The organism is Bifidobacterium cebidarum (genome assembly GCF_009193305.1).
In the GTDB taxonomy this organism is placed as follows: Bacteria; Actinomycetota; Actinomycetes; order Actinomycetales; family Bifidobacteriaceae; genus Bifidobacterium; species Bifidobacterium cebidarum.
This window is the reverse complement of record NZ_WBVS01000001.1, coordinates 496,094-515,196: the sequence shown is the minus strand read 5'-3', so window position 1 is coordinate 515,196 and position 19,103 is coordinate 496,094. Positions and strand designations below refer to the sequence as shown.

General features: G+C 58.4%; 12 protein-coding genes. 11 read left to right on the top strand and 1 reads right to left on the bottom strand.

From position 1 onward, the window contains the following. Window positions 1-27: 27 nt before the first annotated feature. Entirely contained in the window at window positions 28-1,008 is a 981-nt protein-coding gene (locus F7D08_RS02260; protein WP_152209066.1) for a hypothetical protein, read from the bottom strand. A 749-nt stretch (window positions 1,009-1,757) separates the two neighbouring features. Between F7D08_RS02260 and gatC the strand changes: the two genes are divergently transcribed. The 11 genes from gatC (at window position 1,758) to F7D08_RS02205 (ending at window position 19,064) form a co-directional block, all read left to right on the top strand. Next, entirely contained in the window at window positions 1,758-2,057 is a 300-nt protein-coding gene (gatC, locus tag F7D08_RS02255) for an Asp-tRNA(Asn)/Glu-tRNA(Gln) amidotransferase subunit GatC (protein WP_044089358.1), read from the top strand. Window positions 2,058-2,062: 5 nt separating this feature from the next. Further along, window positions 2,063-3,604: an Asp-tRNA(Asn)/Glu-tRNA(Gln) amidotransferase subunit GatA gene (gene gatA / locus F7D08_RS02250; protein WP_152209065.1), complete on the top strand. Its 1,542-nt coding sequence runs from the start codon at window positions 2,063-2,065 to the stop codon at window positions 3,602-3,604. A gap of 29 nt (window positions 3,605-3,633) precedes the next feature. Then, complete coding sequence (gene gatB / locus F7D08_RS02245) at window positions 3,634-5,133, top strand: Asp-tRNA(Asn)/Glu-tRNA(Gln) amidotransferase subunit GatB (RefSeq protein ID WP_152209064.1); 1,500 nt, start codon at window positions 3,634-3,636, stop codon at window positions 5,131-5,133. Between the two features lie 499 nt (window positions 5,134-5,632). Next, window positions 5,633-6,709, top strand: a complete 1,077-nt coding sequence (locus F7D08_RS02240; protein ID WP_193316146.1) for a GNAT family N-acetyltransferase — start codon at window positions 5,633-5,635, stop codon at window positions 6,707-6,709. 7 nt (window positions 6,710-6,716) lie between these two features. After that, window positions 6,717-7,031: a DUF2469 domain-containing protein gene (locus F7D08_RS02235; RefSeq protein WP_033890645.1), complete on the top strand. Its 315-nt coding sequence runs from the start codon at window positions 6,717-6,719 to the stop codon at window positions 7,029-7,031. Between the two features lie 124 nt (window positions 7,032-7,155). Next, window positions 7,156-8,769, top strand: a complete 1,614-nt coding sequence (locus F7D08_RS02230) for an NAD(P)/FAD-dependent oxidoreductase (protein WP_152209063.1) — start codon at window positions 7,156-7,158, stop codon at window positions 8,767-8,769. A 350-nt stretch (window positions 8,770-9,119) separates the two neighbouring features. After that, window positions 9,120-11,165: a transcription termination factor Rho gene (gene rho / locus F7D08_RS02225; protein ID WP_152209062.1), complete on the top strand. Its 2,046-nt coding sequence runs from the start codon at window positions 9,120-9,122 to the stop codon at window positions 11,163-11,165. 123 nt (window positions 11,166-11,288) lie between these two features. Continuing rightward, window positions 11,289-12,260, top strand: coding sequence for an aminodeoxychorismate lyase (locus tag F7D08_RS02220; RefSeq protein WP_152209061.1), 972 nt, complete (start codon window positions 11,289-11,291; stop codon window positions 12,258-12,260). Between the two features lie 298 nt (window positions 12,261-12,558). Continuing rightward, window positions 12,559-12,948, top strand: a complete 390-nt coding sequence (locus tag F7D08_RS02215) for a chorismate mutase (RefSeq protein WP_152209060.1) — start codon at window positions 12,559-12,561, stop codon at window positions 12,946-12,948. A gap of 207 nt (window positions 12,949-13,155) precedes the next feature. Continuing rightward, entirely contained in the window at window positions 13,156-15,105 is a 1,950-nt protein-coding gene (locus F7D08_RS02210) for a hypothetical protein (RefSeq protein ID WP_152209059.1), read from the top strand. Between the two features lie 761 nt (window positions 15,106-15,866). Continuing rightward, window positions 15,867-19,064: a SpaA isopeptide-forming pilin-related protein gene (locus F7D08_RS02205; RefSeq protein WP_152209058.1), complete on the top strand. Its 3,198-nt coding sequence runs from the start codon at window positions 15,867-15,869 to the stop codon at window positions 19,062-19,064. The last annotated feature ends 39 nt before the right edge of the window (window positions 19,065-19,103 follow it).

The following is a 19,103-nucleotide window of genomic DNA, read 5'->3' as shown; positions in this document are numbered from 1 at the left end:
TACATGCGCGGTGGCGTAGTACCTGTATTAGCTTGCATCTGCTGTCGGCACCATCATTGATTTGGCATTTGGTATGCCCGCTGCTCTGAGTTTATTGATTACGGGATGTCGAGCCAACGCATCTTCATAAGTAAAACGAACTATCGTGTCGATTTTGGCTCGATATAGTCCGGTTTCCCGCTCTTTCTCCGAGTGAACCGCACCGCGAATGCCTCTCCGATTATTCATATCCGGATTTACATATTTTCCGTAACCATCGAATTCGCCTACGACAATGCGGCCTGCAGGTAGCCGCCAAAGATAATCCACCCGGTATACGGCTCCGGTCTGCGGATCGATGATTTCCTGTTGCAGTTCAGGGACCATTAATCCACCTTCGATGATGGTTCCGAGTCCCAATGATTCGCCACCGTTTTCGCACGCTGGGTTGGCATAATGCAACAAACGGAATATCGGTGTGCAATCGCGGTGCATAGAGGCGCAGATGTTGAGGATCTCTGAGACGGTGACCCCAACGCGTAATGCCGAATTGATAATCGGCAGCGCAAAACGAAACTCAGTAGATAATCCGCAATCCACTACTGTTCTGGCTTTGCCGGTGACAGGAAGACCTTTGACATATTCCGGTGCGCAATCCGGCGCGAATATACGTTTCACCTGTGAACTGCTGGCATTGGAACTTTGCGTTGTTGTAGCGATGGCGATGGAGCCGTCATGAAGATGCCACTGATGTTCAAGCTCATGAATGGCGGCTGCGGTGACGCCAGCGAATATCCAATGCGGATGTTTGAGATGGAGGGTTCGGGCCAAATGCCTCGTGCGTTCGTCGGGCGGCAGCGATTTCCAATATTCTGGCGTGACATACATATTGGGGAATACGCGTTTGAGTTCAAGCGCTTGCGCTCGTCGTGCGAGTGCTGAGCGGTGCGCTTTGGTCAATCCAAATACGCACCGCCGCTCCATTTCGGCTTGCGCGATCATGGCATCCACTTCTTTGTGATGTTTCATGATTCGACGGTAAGCCAGTGGCGGTTTTGAGGTCCAGCTGTTCGGCACAATGTGGTTCCAGCCGCGGTGGCCCATAGGATTTATGGCTGATTATGTTGAATTCCGAACGATTGCGGCCGGTTATGCAGATGAGGGGAATTATGCCGCCTATATCCGAAAATGTGGATAACTGACGAAAGACGTGTGATACTTGTCGTTCATACGTTCGATTGACTGCCGGTGACCGAACGGGGTGCTCTGAGCGAGGTGTTCCTATGACTTGGTCGAGATAGTTCTTCGCTGAGTCGTTGTAAGTGGGGCGTTTTGTTGAGTAGGCCGAGATTTCGCCTGGATGGTGCGCTTTATCGGTAATTCCGCGGATTTGTCTCGATAACAGCGGCTCATCGGGACCTTCTTTTGTGTGATTCGAGGATTTGCCTCGCTGAGAGGATATTAGTGAGGTGAATTATTGAGCGCCTCATGGTTTTGTCACGTTGAACGGTGTTTGGCAGAGTATTCCGTCGGCCGTCTCAATGGTTTGCCTCGCTGGGGAATAGGCGTGTGGAATAGATATTTGGTTTGGTGAGACTTTTGCCCTGTTGGAGGATGGGCGTGTGGGATGAATACTTGGCTGAGTCGAGGTGTTACCATGCTAGGCGGCGGTGAGTGGGGTCGGTACTCGGCTCAGTCGAGAAATTGCCCCGCCAAGAGTGGGTGGAATGAGCCGTTGCGATAACCGCGTGTCACAAACCGCTCGTATAGTAAGGCGCATGCCAACATTTTCACGCGAAGAAATCGTGCATTTGGGCGATCTTGCCCGAATCGCGCTCACCGATGAGGAAATCACCCGTCTGCAGGGCGAACTGAACGTCATCGCAGACTCCATCAACAAGGTCCAGGAAGTCGCGTCCGACGATGTCGAACCCACTGCCAACCCGGTTCCGCTCGAAGCCTACCTGCGCCCGGATGTCGCCGAAACCCCGCTCACGCAGGAAGAGGCGCTCGCCGGCGGTCCGAAGACCGAGGCGGGTATGTTCGTGGCACCGCGAATCCTGGGAAGCGAGGAGTGAACCCGATGAGCAACGAAACCGCAACTCTCGTTAAGCTGTCCGCAGCCGAGCAGGCCGCAGCCATCAAGAAGGGCGACGTCACCTCCCGCGAGCTGGTCGAAGCTCACCTGAAGGTCATCGAAGCCGCCGAGCCGTCCATCAAGGCCTTCCTGAAGGTCTCCGGCGATGTGGCTCTTGAGCAGGCCGACGCCTTCGACAAGAAGTCCGCCGAAGACAAGGCGGCCCTGCCCGAGCTCGCCGGTGTGCCGATCGCCATCAAGGACATGATTGTCACCAAGGGCATCGAAACCACTGCTGCATCCAAGATTCTCGAAGGCTGGGTGCCGCCGTACGATGCCACCGTCATCGAAAAGCTCAAGGCCGCCGGCATGCCGCTGCTCGGCAAGACCAACCTGGATGAGTTCGCGCAGGGCTCCTCCACCGAGCATTCCGCCTACCAGACCACCCATAACCCGTGGGATACCGAGCGTGTGCCCGGTGGCTCCGGCGGTGGTTCCGCTTCCGCCGTCGCCGCATTCGAGGCTCCGCTGGCCCTCGGTACCGATACCGGTGGCTCCATCCGTCAGCCGGGTGCCCTGACCGGCACCGTCGGCGTCAAGCCCACCTACGGTGGCGTCTCCCGTTTCGGCGCTATCGCCATGGCCTCCTCTCTGGACCAGATCGGCCCGGTCTCCCGCACCGTGCTCGACTCCGCCCTGCTGCAGGAAGTCATCGGTGGCCATGATCGCCGTGATTCCACCTCCATTCCTGAAGGTCCGCGACCGATGGTCGCCGCCGCACGCGAAGGCGCCAAGCGCGATCTGAAGGGTCTCAAGGTCGGCCTGATCAAGGAACTCGGCGGCGACGGTTTCCAGCCCGGCGTCGAGGCCCGCTTCAACGAGGCCGTCGACAAGCTCAAGGACATGGGTGCCGAAGTCGTTGAGGTCTCCGTGCCTCATATCGGCTACTCCCTGGGCGCCTACTACATCATCATGCCGTCCGAGGTGAGCTCCAACCTGGCCCGTTACGATGGCATGCGTTACGGCTTGCGCGTCATGCCGCCGGCCGGCGTGCCGCAGACCGCCGCCAACATGATGGCCTACACCCGTGAGGCCGGCTTCGGCGACGAGGTCAAGCGTCGTATCATCCTCGGCACCTACGCACTGTCCGCAGGCTACTACGATGCTTGGTACGGCTCGGCTCAGAAGGTCCGTACCCTGATCATCCAGGACTTCAAGAAGGCCTTCGAACAGGCCGACGTGCTGGTCTCCCCGACCTCTCCGTCCACCGCCTTCAAGTTCGGCGAGAAGATGGATGACCCGCTGGCCATGTACATGAACGACATCGCCACCATTCCGGCCAACCTCGCCGGCGTGCCGGCCATGTCCATCCCGGCCGGCCTGTCCGACGACGGCCTGCCTGTCGGCTTCCAGTTCATCGCCCCGCAGCAGCGCGACGAAGTCATGTACAAGCCGGCAGCCGCACTCGAGGCGGCGCTTGAGGAAAGCTGGGGCGGCCCGATTTGGAACAGCCTCAAGACCCCGTGGCTTGACGGCCTCGCCAAGTAAGCAGCATCGGAAGGAAAGATAGCAACATCATGGCTGAAAAACTGATGAAGTACGCCGATGCCACCAAGAAATACGATGTGGTCTTCGGTCTGGAAACCCACGTTGAGCTGAGCACGAACACCAAGCTGTTCTGCCCGGCCCATATCGAGTTCGGCGGCGAACCGAACACCCAGCTGACCCCGGTCTCCCTGGGCCTGCCCGGCAGCCTGCCGGTGGTCAACAAGGCCGCCGTCGATTACGCCATCAAGCTGGGTCTCGCCCTGCACTGCGAAATCAACGAGTGGAGCCAGTTCGCCCGTAAGAACTACTTCTACCCGGATATGCCGCGCGACTACCAGATCTCCCAGTATGACAAGCCGACCAACGGCAATGGTTACCTGGATGTGGAACTGGAAGACGGCACTGTGTTTCGCGTGCCGATCGAGCGTGCGCACATCGAGGATGACGCCGGCAAGAACACCCACGTTGGCGGTGCCGACGGCCGTATCGAAGGCGCCGACCACTCCCTCGTGGACTACAACCGTGCCGGTGTGCCGCTGATCGAGATCGTGACCAAGCCGATCGAAGGCGCGGGCGACCGCGCGCCGGAAATCGCAGGCGCTTACATGCGTGCCATCCGCGACATTGTCCGTGCGCTGAACATCAGCCACGCCCGTATGGAACAGGGCAACATGCGCGCCGACGTGAACGTCTCCCTGCGCCCGTCCGCCGACGCCCCGTACGGCACCCGTTCCGAAACCAAGAACGTGAACTCCTTCCGTGGCATCGAAAAGACCATCCAGTATGAGATTCGTCGTCAGGCCGCCCGCCTGGACGAAGGCAAGGAGATCCTGCAGGAGACCCGCCACTGGGATGAGGCCACGCAGACCACCGCAGGCGGCCGCGTGAAGTCCGATGCCGACGATTACCGTTACTTCCCGGATCCGGATTTGGTGATGCTGCACATCACCAAGGAGCACATCGAGGAGATCAAGGCCCAGATGCCGGAGATGCCGCGCGAGCGCCGCAACCGTCTCAAGGCCGAATGGGGCTTGAGCGATCTGCAGATGCGCGACATTCTCAACGCCGACGCCCTCGACCTGATCGAGGACACCGTCAAGGCCGGTGCCAAGGCCGCCGGTGCCCGCAAGTGGTGGCTGGGTGAGCTGTCCCGCGCCGCCAACGCCCAGGGCATCTCCCTTGAGGAGCTGCCGATCACCCCGGCCGATGTGGCCGAGGTCGAGAAGCTCATCGCCGACGGCAAGCTCAACGACAAGCTCGCCAAGCAGACCGTCGAAGGTGTGCTGAAGAGCGAGGGCACCCCGGATGAGGTTGTCAAGAAGCACGGCTACAAGATCGTCGAGGACAACGGCGCTATCGAAGCCGCCGTCGACGCGGCATTCGAGGCCAACCCCGACGTGGTCGAGAAGCTCAAGAGCGGCAACATGAAGCCGATGGGCGTGATCATCGGTGCTGTGATGAAGGCCACCCGCGGCCAGGCCGACGCCAAGGCCGTCACCAAGGTGGTCATGAGCAAGATCAAGGGCTGACACTACAGACAGCCCGGTGGGCTGTCTGTAGTGTCAGCCTGAGCGAGGCGGTAGCCGAGCGAAGGTCGGATTGGGTCTTGCCGGAAGCGAGTCCGAAATTGCTGGGCCGGAGGCGACCGTTAGGCAGCCAGCCCGAATGATAGGCCGTAACTGCGCGAAGCTATTGTTCCTTCGCGCAGTTACGGCCTGTTTTGTTACGTGAAGAGACTTTTTCTGCGCGAGGGCGTGGTTGATACGCGCAGTTACTGCCTATTCAAGGCATTAAAAAGGCAGTAACTGCGCTGATACCGCTGATACTTGTGTGTGTGGCTACGCGGGCGCCTGAAGAAGAGAGGACACTCGCGTTACGCCTACGCCAAGCCTTGCGAAGTGAGCGGGATGGTTCGCTCCATAGCCGCTTTCCAGCGTTCACCCAGCAGAGTAAGATATGTTCGGCACTGATCGTGAGCGAATCATGAGCCATGAGCCATTGTGAGCCAAAATAGGGGACGAACATCAAATGACCGAGACCAACGAGACGTTGAGCATGCCAGCGGACGCGCAGGTCAAGCGTGACTTGCCGCAGAGCATCGTCATTCCGCCGATTCAAGGCGAAATGGTGCATCTGCGCCCCGCTACCGTGGAGGATCTTCCTTGCCTGGACAAGCTCGACGCCTTCTATGGCGCATCGAAAATCACCGGCAAGGACGCAGCCACCGAACGCTCGATGATTCACACGTGGGTACGTCGCTCCCAAGCTTGGGAGGCCGGATTGGCGCCGGGCGAGTCCGGTGTGGGCGATCCGGAATCCCGTCGCACGATCGCATGGGCAGTGGTTACCGACGCCGACCACGACGATGACGGCAAAGCCGATGCCGCTTCCACCGGCAACGTGATCGGCATGATCTTCCTCATCGATATCGATGGATGGTCGCGCTCGGCCCGTATCCAGATTGTGCTTGGCCGGGACTACCGGGGCCGTGGCTATTCGCGTGACGCGATGCCACGCGTGATGACGTATGGTTTCGCGTCCGAACCGGCTGGCCTTGGCATGCATCGCATCTGGGTGGCGGTTCCCGAGAAGAACACGCGCTCGATTTCCGTGTACCAGTCGCTCGGTTTTGTGCCGTCCGGTACCTCCCGCGATGCCCTGTGGGACGCGGAAAACAGCAAGTATCAGGATTTGATTGTGATGGATACGTTGGTGGACGAATACGATCCGATTCGTTCGCTTGACGCGTTCGGCATGCACTTGATCGAAAACAATCCGGGCGTGCAGGAGGCTTTGGCGGCACGCGAGCACTCGGTGGCTTTGCGTCAGAAGACCACAGACGGCGATACGGATGCAGCGCAGGGATCCAAGTGGTCGGCCGCGGCCGAAACGGCTTCCGATGCCAAGCCGATGGTCGATGCACGTACTGCGCATTTGGAGGCATCGCAATCGGCCGAGAATCAGACCAAACACGAAAAGTCCCGCCTGAGCGCGGACGAAGAAAGCAACTGGCCATACGGGCAGAGCGAACGTAAGACCTCCAAGGAAGCTTGGTGGCGCACGCTGGGCCGTGGCCGCAAGCGTGATACGGAAAGCGAGAAGTGAACTAAGCATGAGCGCCGAGGACCTCGACAATTACGAAACCGATGCCGAGCTCGCCCTGTACAAGGAATATCGTGACGTTATCAAGCTGTTCACCTACGTTGTGGAAACCGAACGACGTTTCTACTTGGCGAACAAGGTTGATTTCAACGTTCGTTCTGCGGGACAGGACGTATATTTCGATGTGCAGTTGACTGACGCATGGGTATGGGATGTGTACCGTTCCAGCCGATTCGTCAAGTCCGTGCGCATCGTGACCTTCAAGGATGTCAACGTTGAGGAAGTGCAGAAAACCGACATCGACATCCCCGATGACATTCATTAAGCGCTTTAGGCACTCTGGAGTGCGGGCGATTGCCGAAGAGAAATCGTGATGAAATGCACAATCAAAGCGTGCGTTTCCAAGGCTTAGGGTAAGCTATCGCTGATTTTGTTGTAAGGAGATGCAAGTGAGCGAAAAGCAATCTGTGGTGATTATCGGCGGTGGCCCCGCTGGTTTGACTGCCGCATGGGAGCTCGTCAAGGATGGCGGCTCTGATAAGTACGACGTGACCGTGCTCGAGGAAACCCGCGAATTCGGCGGTATCTCGCGCACTGTAAGGCACAACGGCAACCGCATGGACATCGGCGGCCACCGTTTCTTCTCCAAGGACGACCGCATCATGGAATGGTGGAAGACCGTTCTGCCGTTGCAGGGCGCTCCTTCCTACGACGACAAGAAGCTCGGCCGTGAACACGATATGGAGCCGGGCGGCCCGGACCCCGAGGTCGAAGACAAGGTCATGCTCAAGCGTCACCGCGTCTCCCGCATCTACTGGAACCGTCGCTTCTTCGATTACCCGATTTCGCTGAGTCCCAACACCTTCAAGGCCATGGGCTTCAAGCTCACCCTGGTGGCCGGCTTCAGCTACCTGAAGTCCATGTTCCACAAGCTGCCGGAAGACAACTTGGAGAACTTCTACATCAACCGTTTCGGCCGCAAGCTGTACTCGATGTTCTTCGAGGGCTACACCGAGAAGCTGTGGGGCCGTCATCCCTCCCAGATCTCCGCCGATTGGGGCGCCCAGCGCGTCAAGGGTCTGAGCATCATGGGCGTGCTGAAGAACGCCTTCCAGAAGCTGCTGCCGAAGAAGCGCTCCAACGCCGAAGTCGAGACCTCCCTGATCGAGGAGTTCTGGTACCCGAAGTATGGTCCGGGCCAGCTGTGGGAGACCATGGAATCCAATTGCGAGGCCGCCGGCGTCAAGGTTCTGACTGACGCCAAGGTGGTCGAGGTGCGCCAGACCAACGGTGCCATCTCCTCCGTGGTCTATGAGGATTCCGAAGGCAACCGTACCGAGCTTGCCGGCGACCAGTTCATCTCCTCCATGCCGGTCAAGGACCTGGTCAACGCCATCGACGCTGCCGGTGCCGATCCTGAGGCCACCGGTTCCAAGGCCGCCCCGGATGATATGACCGCCGTGGCCAATGGCCTGCCATACCGCGACTTCGTGACCGTGGGCCTCCTGGTCAAGCACCTGAAGCTCAAGAACACCACCGACATCCCGACCCTCGGCAATCCGCCGATTGTGCCGGACTGCTGGATTTACGTACAGGATCCGGGCTACAAGGTCGGCCGCCTCCAGATCTTCAACAACTGGAGCCCGTACCTGGTCAAGGACGTCGACAACACCGTTTGGATTGGTCTCGAATACTTCTGCGAGGAAGGCGACTCCTTCTGGAACATGTCCGAAGAGGACGTGACCAAGTTCGCCATCTCCGAGCTCACTCGTATGCGCGTGATCAACGGTCCGGAAGAGGTTCTCGACTCCCATCGTGAGCGCGTCAAGAAGGCCTACCCCGCCTACTTCGACACCTACGAGCACATGGACGAGCTCATCGAATACCTCGATGGTTTCGGCAACCTTTACTGCGTTGGCCGCAACGGCCAGCACCGTTACAACAACATGGACCACTCCATGGCCACCGCCATGGAAGCCGTCAGCAACATCAAGACCGGCAAGACCTCCAAGAAGAACGTGTGGTCTGTCAATACCGAAAAGTCCTACCACGAAGCAAAGTAAATAATGGGGTGTCAGCGGCTTTGCTTCAGCTTGCTTCAGCATTCGCCGTCGTGCCTGCCTCTTTTCCGGCTTCCTCTGATGAAGGAACCGGCAGCGGCAGCTGACTGAGGGAGGGAAGCGCAGCTTGCTGCGTAGCAAAGATGTTGGCTGAAGCCGACTTCGCATTACCTGCAAACGGCCTATCGCATTGTGCGGTAGGCCGTTTTGCGTTGGTCGGTGATGCGTTGTAGAGTATTCGAAGTTCGCAAGGGCGCTTAAGACGCAGCGAGCATTCATGAGCGGGTGAACCCGCAAATCACTCTTAACTCCGTAAGTAGGCATGCGCCTGTTCGGTATGGAAAGGGCAACCAGTGGCAAATAGCCAGAATCTAGAAGATATGAAGCTTCCTGAGCTCAAGGAACTCGCCAAGCAGATGGGATTGCGTGGCACTTCGACCATGCGTAAGCCTGAGCTCCTTGCCACTTTGCAGGCCGCACGCAACGGTGGCGAAGCCCCCGCAGGCGTCACCGTGCGTGTGCCCAAGACCGCTAAAGTTGCCAACACCGTGACCGATACGGCACCTGCCGCCTCCGATGAACAAAAGCCGGCGGAACAGCCTGCGAATGATGCGCAGCCTGTTGCTGCGGAGCAGACCGCTTCCGAGCCAAAGATTGATTTCCCCGAGCCGGTTGCCGGCGAATCCGAACATGCCGGCGGTCGTCATTCTCGCCGCAAGAAGATTGATAACGAGATTGATGCCGAACCTCGCGCCCGCCGCAAGCCGCGCAAGCATGCGGAAGCGGCAGCTGCGCCTGCAGCCGATGACCTGCTGGCCAGCCTTGACCTCGACGGTGCGGCTCCGGCGCAAAATGAACGACGTCGCCGTCACGATGATGAGGAAGCACCGCTGATTCGCCGTGTGCGCGACGATGAAGACAATCAGCCGCGTCGCCGTCGTCGTGCCGAGCAGGATGAGGAGAACGTGCGCGATCTCGATGACATTCTCGCCACGTTGCCTACGCAGAAGCATGACGAGCCGCTCGACGAAGACGAGCAGGACGAGGATCGCGGTGAATTCACCCGCCGCAATCGAAGCCGTGGAGATCGCTCCGAACGCGGTGAACGTGGCAATGAGCGCGCGGATCGCGGCGAACGGCAGGATCGCAACGATCGCCGTAGCCGCCGCATGCGCGGCCGCGATCGCGACACTGTGACCGATGACGACAGCCGCCGCGAAGAGCCGCAGGAAGACCTGGTCCCGGTGGCCGGCATCATCGACGTGCTCGATTCCTATGCGTTCGTACGCACCTCCGGCTATCTGCCTGGCCCGAACGACGTCTACGTCTCCATGGGCCAGGTCAAGAAGTACGGCCTGAGGAAGGGCGACGCCGTGCATGGTTCCATCCGTGCCCCGCGCGAGGGCGACCGCCGCAACCAGCGCCAGAAGTTCGTACCGCTGCAGTCCATCGATTCCATCAACGGCCAGAGCGTCGAGGAATCGCTGAACCGCCCGCAGTTCTCCAAGCTGACCCCGCTGTACCCGCAGGAGCGTCTGAAGCAGGAGACCACGCCGAACAAGCTCACCGGCCGCATCATGGATATCGTGGCCCCGATCGGCAAGGGCCAGCGTGGTCTGATCGTCTCCCCGCCGAAGGCCGGCAAGACCATCACGCTGCAGAACATCGCCAACGCCATCACCACCAATAATCCTGAGGTGCATCTGATGGTGGTGCTCGTGGATGAGCGACCGGAAGAGGTCACCGACATGGAGCGCACGGTGCAGGGCGAGGTCATCTCCTCCACCTTCGACCGCCCGGCTTCCGACCACACCACGGTTGCCGAGCTCGCCATCGAACGCGCCAAGCGCCTCGTGGAGCTCGGTCAGGACGTGGTCGTGCTGCTCGATTCCATGACCCGACTGGCCCGCGCCTACAACATCGCGGCTCCGGCTTCCGGCCGAATCCTCTCCGGTGGTGTGGATGCCCAGGCGCTCTACCCGCCGAAGAAGTTCTTCGGTGCCGCCCGCAACATCGAAAACGGTGGCTCCCTGACCATCATCTCCTCGGCTCTGGTGGGAACCGGCTCCAAGATGGACGAGGTGATCTTCGAAGAGTTCAAGGGCACCGGCAACATGGAACTGCGCCTGTCCCGCGAGCTTGCGGACAAGCGCCTGTTCCCGGCCATCGACATCAACGCCTCCGGCACCCGCCGTGAGGAGCTCATCACCGAGCCCAAGGAACTGCCGATCATCTACCGTCTGCGTCGTCTGCTGGGCGGCATGGAGCCTGAGCAGGCCTACCAGACGCTGGTGCCCCGCTTGAAGAAGACCGCAACCAACCGCGACTTCCTTGCCGCCATCGTGCAGCAGGCCAACAACGGCAATGCCGTAAACGGCAATGCCGTAAACGGCAACTGATCGAGCTGCATTGCCGCAGATTTGATGTTGAGGGGTGAATACCGGCTTCGGTATTCACCCCTTTGCGTAACGTGGAATGAAGCGGTTCTGGTGGAAATACAGGCACAGAAAAGAGGTTCCACGATGGGCTCAATCGTATTGGGAATGGTCAATGGTGCATTGATGTTCGGGAATGAGGATGTCAGCAATGTGCCGGATAGTGACCTCATTGCACTGGTTGATCCCGAGTCCGCCAACATTAACGCCTTCGATTTGAGCGTATTGCGCGGTGACGGCATTTTCGAAGCCACAACAGTGTGGAAGGGCTTCCCCGTCTCTTTGGAGAACCATCTGCGCAGGTTGGCGCATTCCGCGGCACTGATGGATTTGCCAAAGCCGAACATCACGGCGCTCACGCGCGCCGTCAAACAGCTGATAGCCGCCTATGATGATCCGGAACCTGGTCCGTTGCTGCGTATTATCGTGTCGCGCGGACTTGACCAGGAAACGGGCATAGGCAGAGCTGCCGCCGCCGCGGGCGATAACCAGCCGACGGTGTTCATGTTTATTGACGCCAAAGGCGCATTGCATGAGACAGACCCTATTTCGATGGCATCGATGACCCGCGGATATCCTTCTGATATCACCGCTCGTGCACCGTGGCTGCTCAATGGGGCGAAAACATTGAGCTATGCGTTCAACTGCGCCGTGCATCGCGAATGCGCCCGCCGTGGCGTCGGCGATGCGGTGCTGTATACGGAAGACGGATACACATTGGAATGCCCGAATTCCTCGATTGTGGCACGCTATGGAGATAGGCTGATCACTCCTGATCCGCGTATCGGCATCCTTCACGGCACTTCGCAGCGCGAGCTGTTCGCATGGGCCTTGCAGGAAGGGCAGCATGCGCACTATAAGAAGTTGCCAATTGCCGAACTGCGTGAAGCTGACCGGCTTTACATGGTGCACGGTGGCTGGGTGATTCCGGTGAATGCGCTGGATGGTAAGGCTTACGACTATGATTCGGCGGAAATACAGACAATCAATGCCGCGATTCATGATGGCCGTACGCACGATGACGCTCTCGCCATCGGCCCTCGCGGGGATTATGAGTGATTGCTGAGGAGAAGTGCGATTCGTTTGGACATGAAATCTGTGGTATCTGCTTTGTAAGGGGTACATTTGCACGTTTGCAGAAGCCTATCTGCTTTGCAAGGGGGTACCTATCCGAGTATCAAGGGCCATACATTGGCGAAATGCTGGTACGCGTGGGCGGTTAAATCTCACAGGGTGCCCCTTGCAAAGCAGATAGATGTTTTCACTGTGTTCAATGTACCCCTTGCAAAGCAGATAGTTTCGATTTGACATTGGCGGACCATGGAGAATGGCGCTTCGGGGGAGTATCCTCGGGACTATGAGCGAAACGAGCAGTGACTGGCAGCGAACGACCATCGATTCCGCCCAGGCGGCGGCCCATCCGGAAACCGCGCAGGCGGTGGCGCGTATCAAGGCGCTTCGTCAATCCATTGACAATATCGATTCCGCGGTGATCTCCCTGCTTGCCGAGCGGTTCAAGACCACCTCACAGGTGGGCGTGCTCAAAGCCAATGCCGGGTTCGCTCCCGAGGATATGAAGCGCGAGGATTACCAGATCGAGCGTCTTCACCGCATTGCCATCGATGCCGGCTTGGATCCGGAAATCGCCGAAAAATATCGTGAATTCGTGGTGACCGAGGCCAAGAAGCGTCATCAGCGCATCGCCGATGCCGGTGGCGATCCGGGCGTTCTGGATGTGTTCGCTTAGACAGGCGTCGGCTCGCTGATTGCCGGTCGCATTGCGAAATTCCGTTGCGGCAACTTCCATGCGGAAGGGTTTGGCCGCAGGCTCCTATTATTTACTGGTTATTCGCAAACGGATTGCCTATATGGTGATGCGATGATGTCGGCTAGATTGGTATGCGGCCTGATTAATGGCGCATGATGGTTCACGCGAAAGAATTGGAATACGGATATGAAGCTCACCGCTGCAGTGCTCAGCTGCGCCTTGTGCGTGGCGGGTTCCGCAGGCGGTGCGTGGCTTTCCCGGCCTGAAGAGCCCGATTATGCTGCCGTGCTGAATGCGGCTGCCGATGTGTATGCGGTGGCCGATTCCAAGGGCGAGCCCACACGGCTGTATGTGTCAACGGCTTCCACGCAGGGTTCATCCGCCGCCGTGCAGCGCGTTCCCGCGTCTGCCGCGCAATTGCCGTGGAATATCAGCGTCAGTTATTCGTTGGATGGTCCTAACGTTTCCGCCGCTAAGATCGCCAACGCATCCGGACTCGTGGGCGTGCACGTCACGGTTCGGCCGGCGCATGGAGATGCTGGAAAAAGCGCGAACCGCACCGTGCCTGTTGCGGCGTTCACCATTCCGGCCCAAGTCGCCGGCGATGTTTCCGCAGACAGCAACGTATCCGTCAGCGCGCAAGGCTCCAATACGCTGGTTGCGGCGATTGGTGGTCAGCCCGGTTCATCCCTGGAATTCAGCTGTTACATGAATGCCAAGCATTTCACGATGAGTTCCATCGCGCTGGCGGCATTACCGGCTGATGCCGATGGCGATGTCACTCGGTTGACATCCACCGCATCCACTTTGGTCGATTCGCTGACCGACGCTGGTTCCGGCGAGCACCAGCAGTTGGTCGACCAGCTCAAGGCCTTGCGCGCCAACGAGCAACAACTGGCGCAAACGGTGACCTCTGAACGTGCAGCCGCGCACAAGCAAACGTTCCAGAACTACATGGCCGCGTATGTGGGCTCGTACACCACGCATCTCTCCGGTTCCATCGGCACCTCCACGCAGCTGCCCGCGCTGGTGGGCACTGCTGGTGAGCTGTCCGGCGATACGCCGCTTGCCCAGGCGGTGCTCGATCTGGCCGACGCGGTGAACAATGTCAGCGCCGCGCATATGCATGACGGTGCCGTGGACGCGTTGGATGAGGTGATTCGTCGCATCCAACAGCAGGGCACCACGGGTCTGGTCGATGACCTGACCAAGGAGGCCGCCGAGGAGGCCACCAAGGGTTCCAAACAGTATTCGGTGGGCCAGAGCCAGCTTTCCGCCGCGATGATTCCCTATTCGATGAAGTACACGGATGTGTACACGGCCAGGCTCAGTGCGCTGACCGGCGGGTCCTCCGCGAATGCCGTGGCTTATGCGCGGCAGGCCATCGACGAGACCAACAGCAGCGATGAGCTTAAGGATTCGCAGACCAAAGTGGATGCCGCAATGGCTGCGCTCGCCACCGCATGTGAGCACACGGGCAAGGCTCAGGCACTGAAGCAGATTCTGCTGCGATTCTCTGATCAGTTCGAGGGCGGAAGCACGCCTGCGGAGACAACACAGGATACTGCGTCCGATTCCGCTGTGCGCTTGCTTTCCCAAGGTTTGGCGGACATGCAATCCCAATCGTTCTATGGGAAAACCAAGGCGGCTCAAGCCAGGCGCAAGGCCGCCACCGCACGTAGGCAAGCACAAGCCGCTAGGCAGCAGCAATCCCAGGATTCCAATGCTTCATTGGTGGATGACACGATGTCGATGTCCGCCAGCGATGTGATGAGCTATGCCAGTGGTTTGACTTCCGCGCTCGGTGGCGGCAAAACGAACAGCTCTGCCGGCGCAGGCGCTGAAAGTTCTGAAAACTCCACCGACGCGAATGCAGAGGATGGTTCCGCGGCAACGCAGGCTAAGGAGAAGGATACGGCGGACGCGGCTCCGATTCTCTTCGGTTTCAGCCAAAACGGTACCGGCGGCACATTGCTGACCCATGATATGAGCACGCTGATTGCCGAGACGGTGGAGATCGGTGACGCGGGGCAGCTCATCGCCCAGGCGGTACTTCAGCTAGGCCCAGCTGCGGCTCTGCAGCAGTCGCCATCGACCCAGGCCCCCGCCTATCTTCTGGTCATCCCCACCGTGTGAATACGATTATTTCGTATGCGCCCAATCGTCGGAGCGCCGGTTCAGATATGGCTGCAGCCCGTTGATTGCCCACAATGGCAGGTTCGCTAGCCGTGACTGCCTCAATTACCCCCGCCAAAATGTGTGTGGCTCCCACATATTAGGGTCCAAAAATGTATGCGGGTATTTGTGAGGGAGTGTGGGAAAGCATCCGTTGCTGGGGCCTGTATCTCGTTCTCTGCGACGAAGTGAGCACATTACGTATCATATATTGGACTCAATAGCACCCCTTGATCTTGACAACGGGGGTATCTGTAGTAATTAACGGGGCGTTGTCCTAAACTGCCAAGCAGAGTGCCGATAGGGTTGCAAGGGTTGTGAGCGGCTCTGTCAGCGTACTGTTTGAGAGATTGAGGAGGACGCTATGCGAAAGAGTGGAAAACTCGTGGGGGGGGGTAGCCTCCAAGCTGTTTTCTAGGGTTGCCGGAGCCTTGGTGGCTGTTGCGACGATGGTGTCGTGTGCGGCTGTGGCATACGGAGAATCCAATGATGCCAATGGTGGCGCGACGGTCAAGTCTACGGATTCCGAATCATGTTTTGCGGATGGCTGCTCATGGGACCAGACGGGTTTGACGGATTCCAATGTGGCCACGTATGTGGGTGGCGATTTATGGGTGGGCGTGCCAGCTCCGAATACATATAATCACTCTGATTTCAAGTTGAATGGTACGGGCATGCCCACAAACTCTTACTCTAAATCCGGATATCCTGGTCGTCCGGGCATGACGGTCGAGCTTGAAGGGCGTACCGTCGTTCAGGGTAATGTCATGGGCAACTTGGGCCGTTGGATGAGCCTGGGTGGTAAGGCATGGGGCGCTGGCTTTCCCGCGAAAGGCACCGTTTTGGCTGTGGGTGGTGATGTAGGTGCCTTTAACGCAGATGAGTATAAATATGACTATAACCAGCGTTTCTTCCTGAATTCCACCGATGAAAACGACAACGCGAAAATTGGTGGAAGTAATCAGTCGCTATATGGCGAGTTGGACGAAAAGAATCCCCATAGCGAACTCAAAAAATTCCTACGGTCGCTTGCCCTCAATAACGGTTACGGCGTCAATGACAATCTGGGTAAGAGCGTTGCCTTGAGCAAGGTCACGGATCAAAATGGTGCGCTCGTGGACTACAGTAACTATACGTCCACGTTGAAAGGCATGTCGGATTCGTTTGATTCGACGACCCCTCATGAGGGTGTGGTGTACGCCAATGTGAACTTCGGCGATACGTCCATTGCTCCGTACAAACAGGCGTATCAGTTCTGGCTCAAAGGTAACGATTCTGCGTTGGATGGCGCCATTGAGGTGAAAGACGTTACCGGCAATGGGACGGAGAATGCTCAGGCGACCGCTCAAAATGGCAACCAGACGGCGCAATTGAACGAATCCGGCAACGGCAAATACTGGGACTCGTTGTTTAATGGTCAGCCGGCCACCTGGTTGCGGTATACGAAAATTTCCGTGCGTGCGGCGAGCGACGACCCCAATGTCAAGGGTGGCGAGGGATTGGTCACGTTCACCGGAGACGGCGACGCGGACCATACGCTGCAGGTGTTCACTCTGAATTACGCCGATGTCGAAAAGGCGTATCAGGAGCATGGGTGGACCGGTGTCAGCTTTGACTTCGAGAAGATCCCGAAGGGGGCTTCCGTGCTGGTCAATGTGGTGAACAAGGACGCATCCGGCAACGACATCCAAGGCGACATCAACTTCCGTACGGGTTGGCGGTTCAAGTGGAACGGCCAGGAGATAGCGCATGAGTATCGCGGTACGGAAGAACAGCAAAAGCTGTTGACGACGGCGGCGAGCTCCGTCATGTGGAACTTCTCCAGTGTGGGCGCGAACAACACGCTGAAGATCGCGAACTTCGATGGATGGACAAACCAGACGGCAGCTGTGAAGCCAACTGGTGACACTTTGAAGCATTCCCAAACTCCCGAAAATGAAAAAGCGGGTGTGACAGGTGCTGATGCGGAGGCCGGTGTGATTGGAAGCATCATGGCGGCGAACGCCGGTCGCACGGAGGTGTGGACCTCCACGAACGGCAAGCTTCTCGTAGGTGGTGACTTGTGGCTGTCTCAGGCATATACAGGGATGGCATCGACAGTTAGTGCGGCGTTCGCCAAGGCATACGGCACTGGCTTCTCCATAGAACGTCACAACTTCCCCTGGCGCGGCAACGCACAAACCTCGTACCCGACCAGCGGCGGTGTGGAGTGGTCGAAGGTCGACTCCGCCGATTCCACGAAGCTGCCTGGTTCCGAGTGGACCATCAAGAAGAGCGATGGGGCCGTTGTGGGCGTCGTGGCGGATAACGGCGATGCTGACGATTCCGCCAACCCGAAGAAATTGAAGGACATGAACAGTGTGCCTGGCGCTCTGCAGGTGACCGGTTTGGATGTCGGTGCGACATACACACTTGAAGAGACGAAGGCTCCGAACGGCTACCAGTCGTCGACTGCGACGTACACGTTCACGGTACCCAAGACGGGTGGAATCGTCACGTTGTCCGGTAACGGTGTTGGCGCAGGCGGTACGGTGTCGAATACGGCGTATGCGGGTTCGGTGAAGTGGCGGAAGATCGATGCCGAGAATACTTCAGGCGACCCGTTGTCCGGTTCGGAGTGGCAGCTCACCTGTGCATATGGCGATTGTCTTAAGGCGGATGGTGGAAGTCCGTTCAAACGCAAGATCGTCGATAAGGTCTCGAAGGATGATTTGCGCAACGAGGCCCAGTACGACGCGAATAGTGATCCGGGTGTGATTCAGGTGAACAACTTGCCGTCCGGTCATTACGATCTTGTGGAGACGAAGGCCCCGGATGGGTACGAGATCACAAAGTACGAGAACGGCAACCCGGTCACATACAAGTTCACAATCGACGATACGACCACGGTGGACAACCCCGCCAAGGTGTTGGTGGACGGTACGTCGAAGGATTCTATCGGCAACAAGCCGATAGGCATTGATATCACGTGGACGAAGGTCGACGCGAACGACAAGTCCAAGAAGCTGCCCGGTTCTGAGTGGGATATCATCAAGGGTTCGGACGGCAAGGGCAATACGCTCAAGACCGTAAAGGACCGGTATACAACGGATGACAACCAGCTGGTCCAAGGCGAGAACGATGAGGATGACGCTCCGGGTGCCTTCAAGACGTCGTTCACACTCAACGAGCTCAAGGATGCTGGTCTGACACAGCCCTCGAACTGTATGACCCATCTGGGCCAGCAGGCAGGTGTAACCCAGTTCAGTCTCAAGGAGACGAAGGCCCCGGACCATTACGCAGGTAGTGCGGTGGTGAACTTCTCGATTACGTGGTCGTGCTCGAACGAGTTGAAGGTGGTTTGGAACAATCTGAACTTTGACGGCACGGTGACGAACTTGCCGGAGCCGGGCTTGCTGAAATGGTCGAAGGTCGATGCGAACACATCGAAGCCGATTGGCGGCTCCCAGTGGACTCTCAAGCCGAAGGCTGGTGAAGTCTCACAGCAGGTGTCCGGCACGGTGTCCGATTGCTCCAAAGAATCTGGGTGCACGGTGTCCGATCGCTACACGCCTGATGGCAGCACGACGGAGATTGCCGGCAAGAATGACTCGGATAAAGATGCCGGCAAGTTTAAGGTGGAGAATCTCGCTCCAGGCACGTATGAGTTGACCGAGACGAATCCACCGGCCGGTTACGTCCTACCCTCCGACGTAAGCCGGCGCACGTTCACCGTCACCATCACCCCTGGCGGCGAGGCGACCGTGAATGGCGGCAAGCCCGTGACGAACGCGAAATCCATATCCACATTGCCTCTGACAGGTGGTATCGGAACCGCGCGTGGATTGCTTGCCATTGGCGGCGGACTGGCGTTGCTCATCGTTGCTGCCGGTGCCATCTGGCACGAGTGGCGCAAGCGCAAGGGTTTCATAACCGAATAGCAATTTAGGACTTCCCGCTGCAAGAGGTGTGCTTTGCGG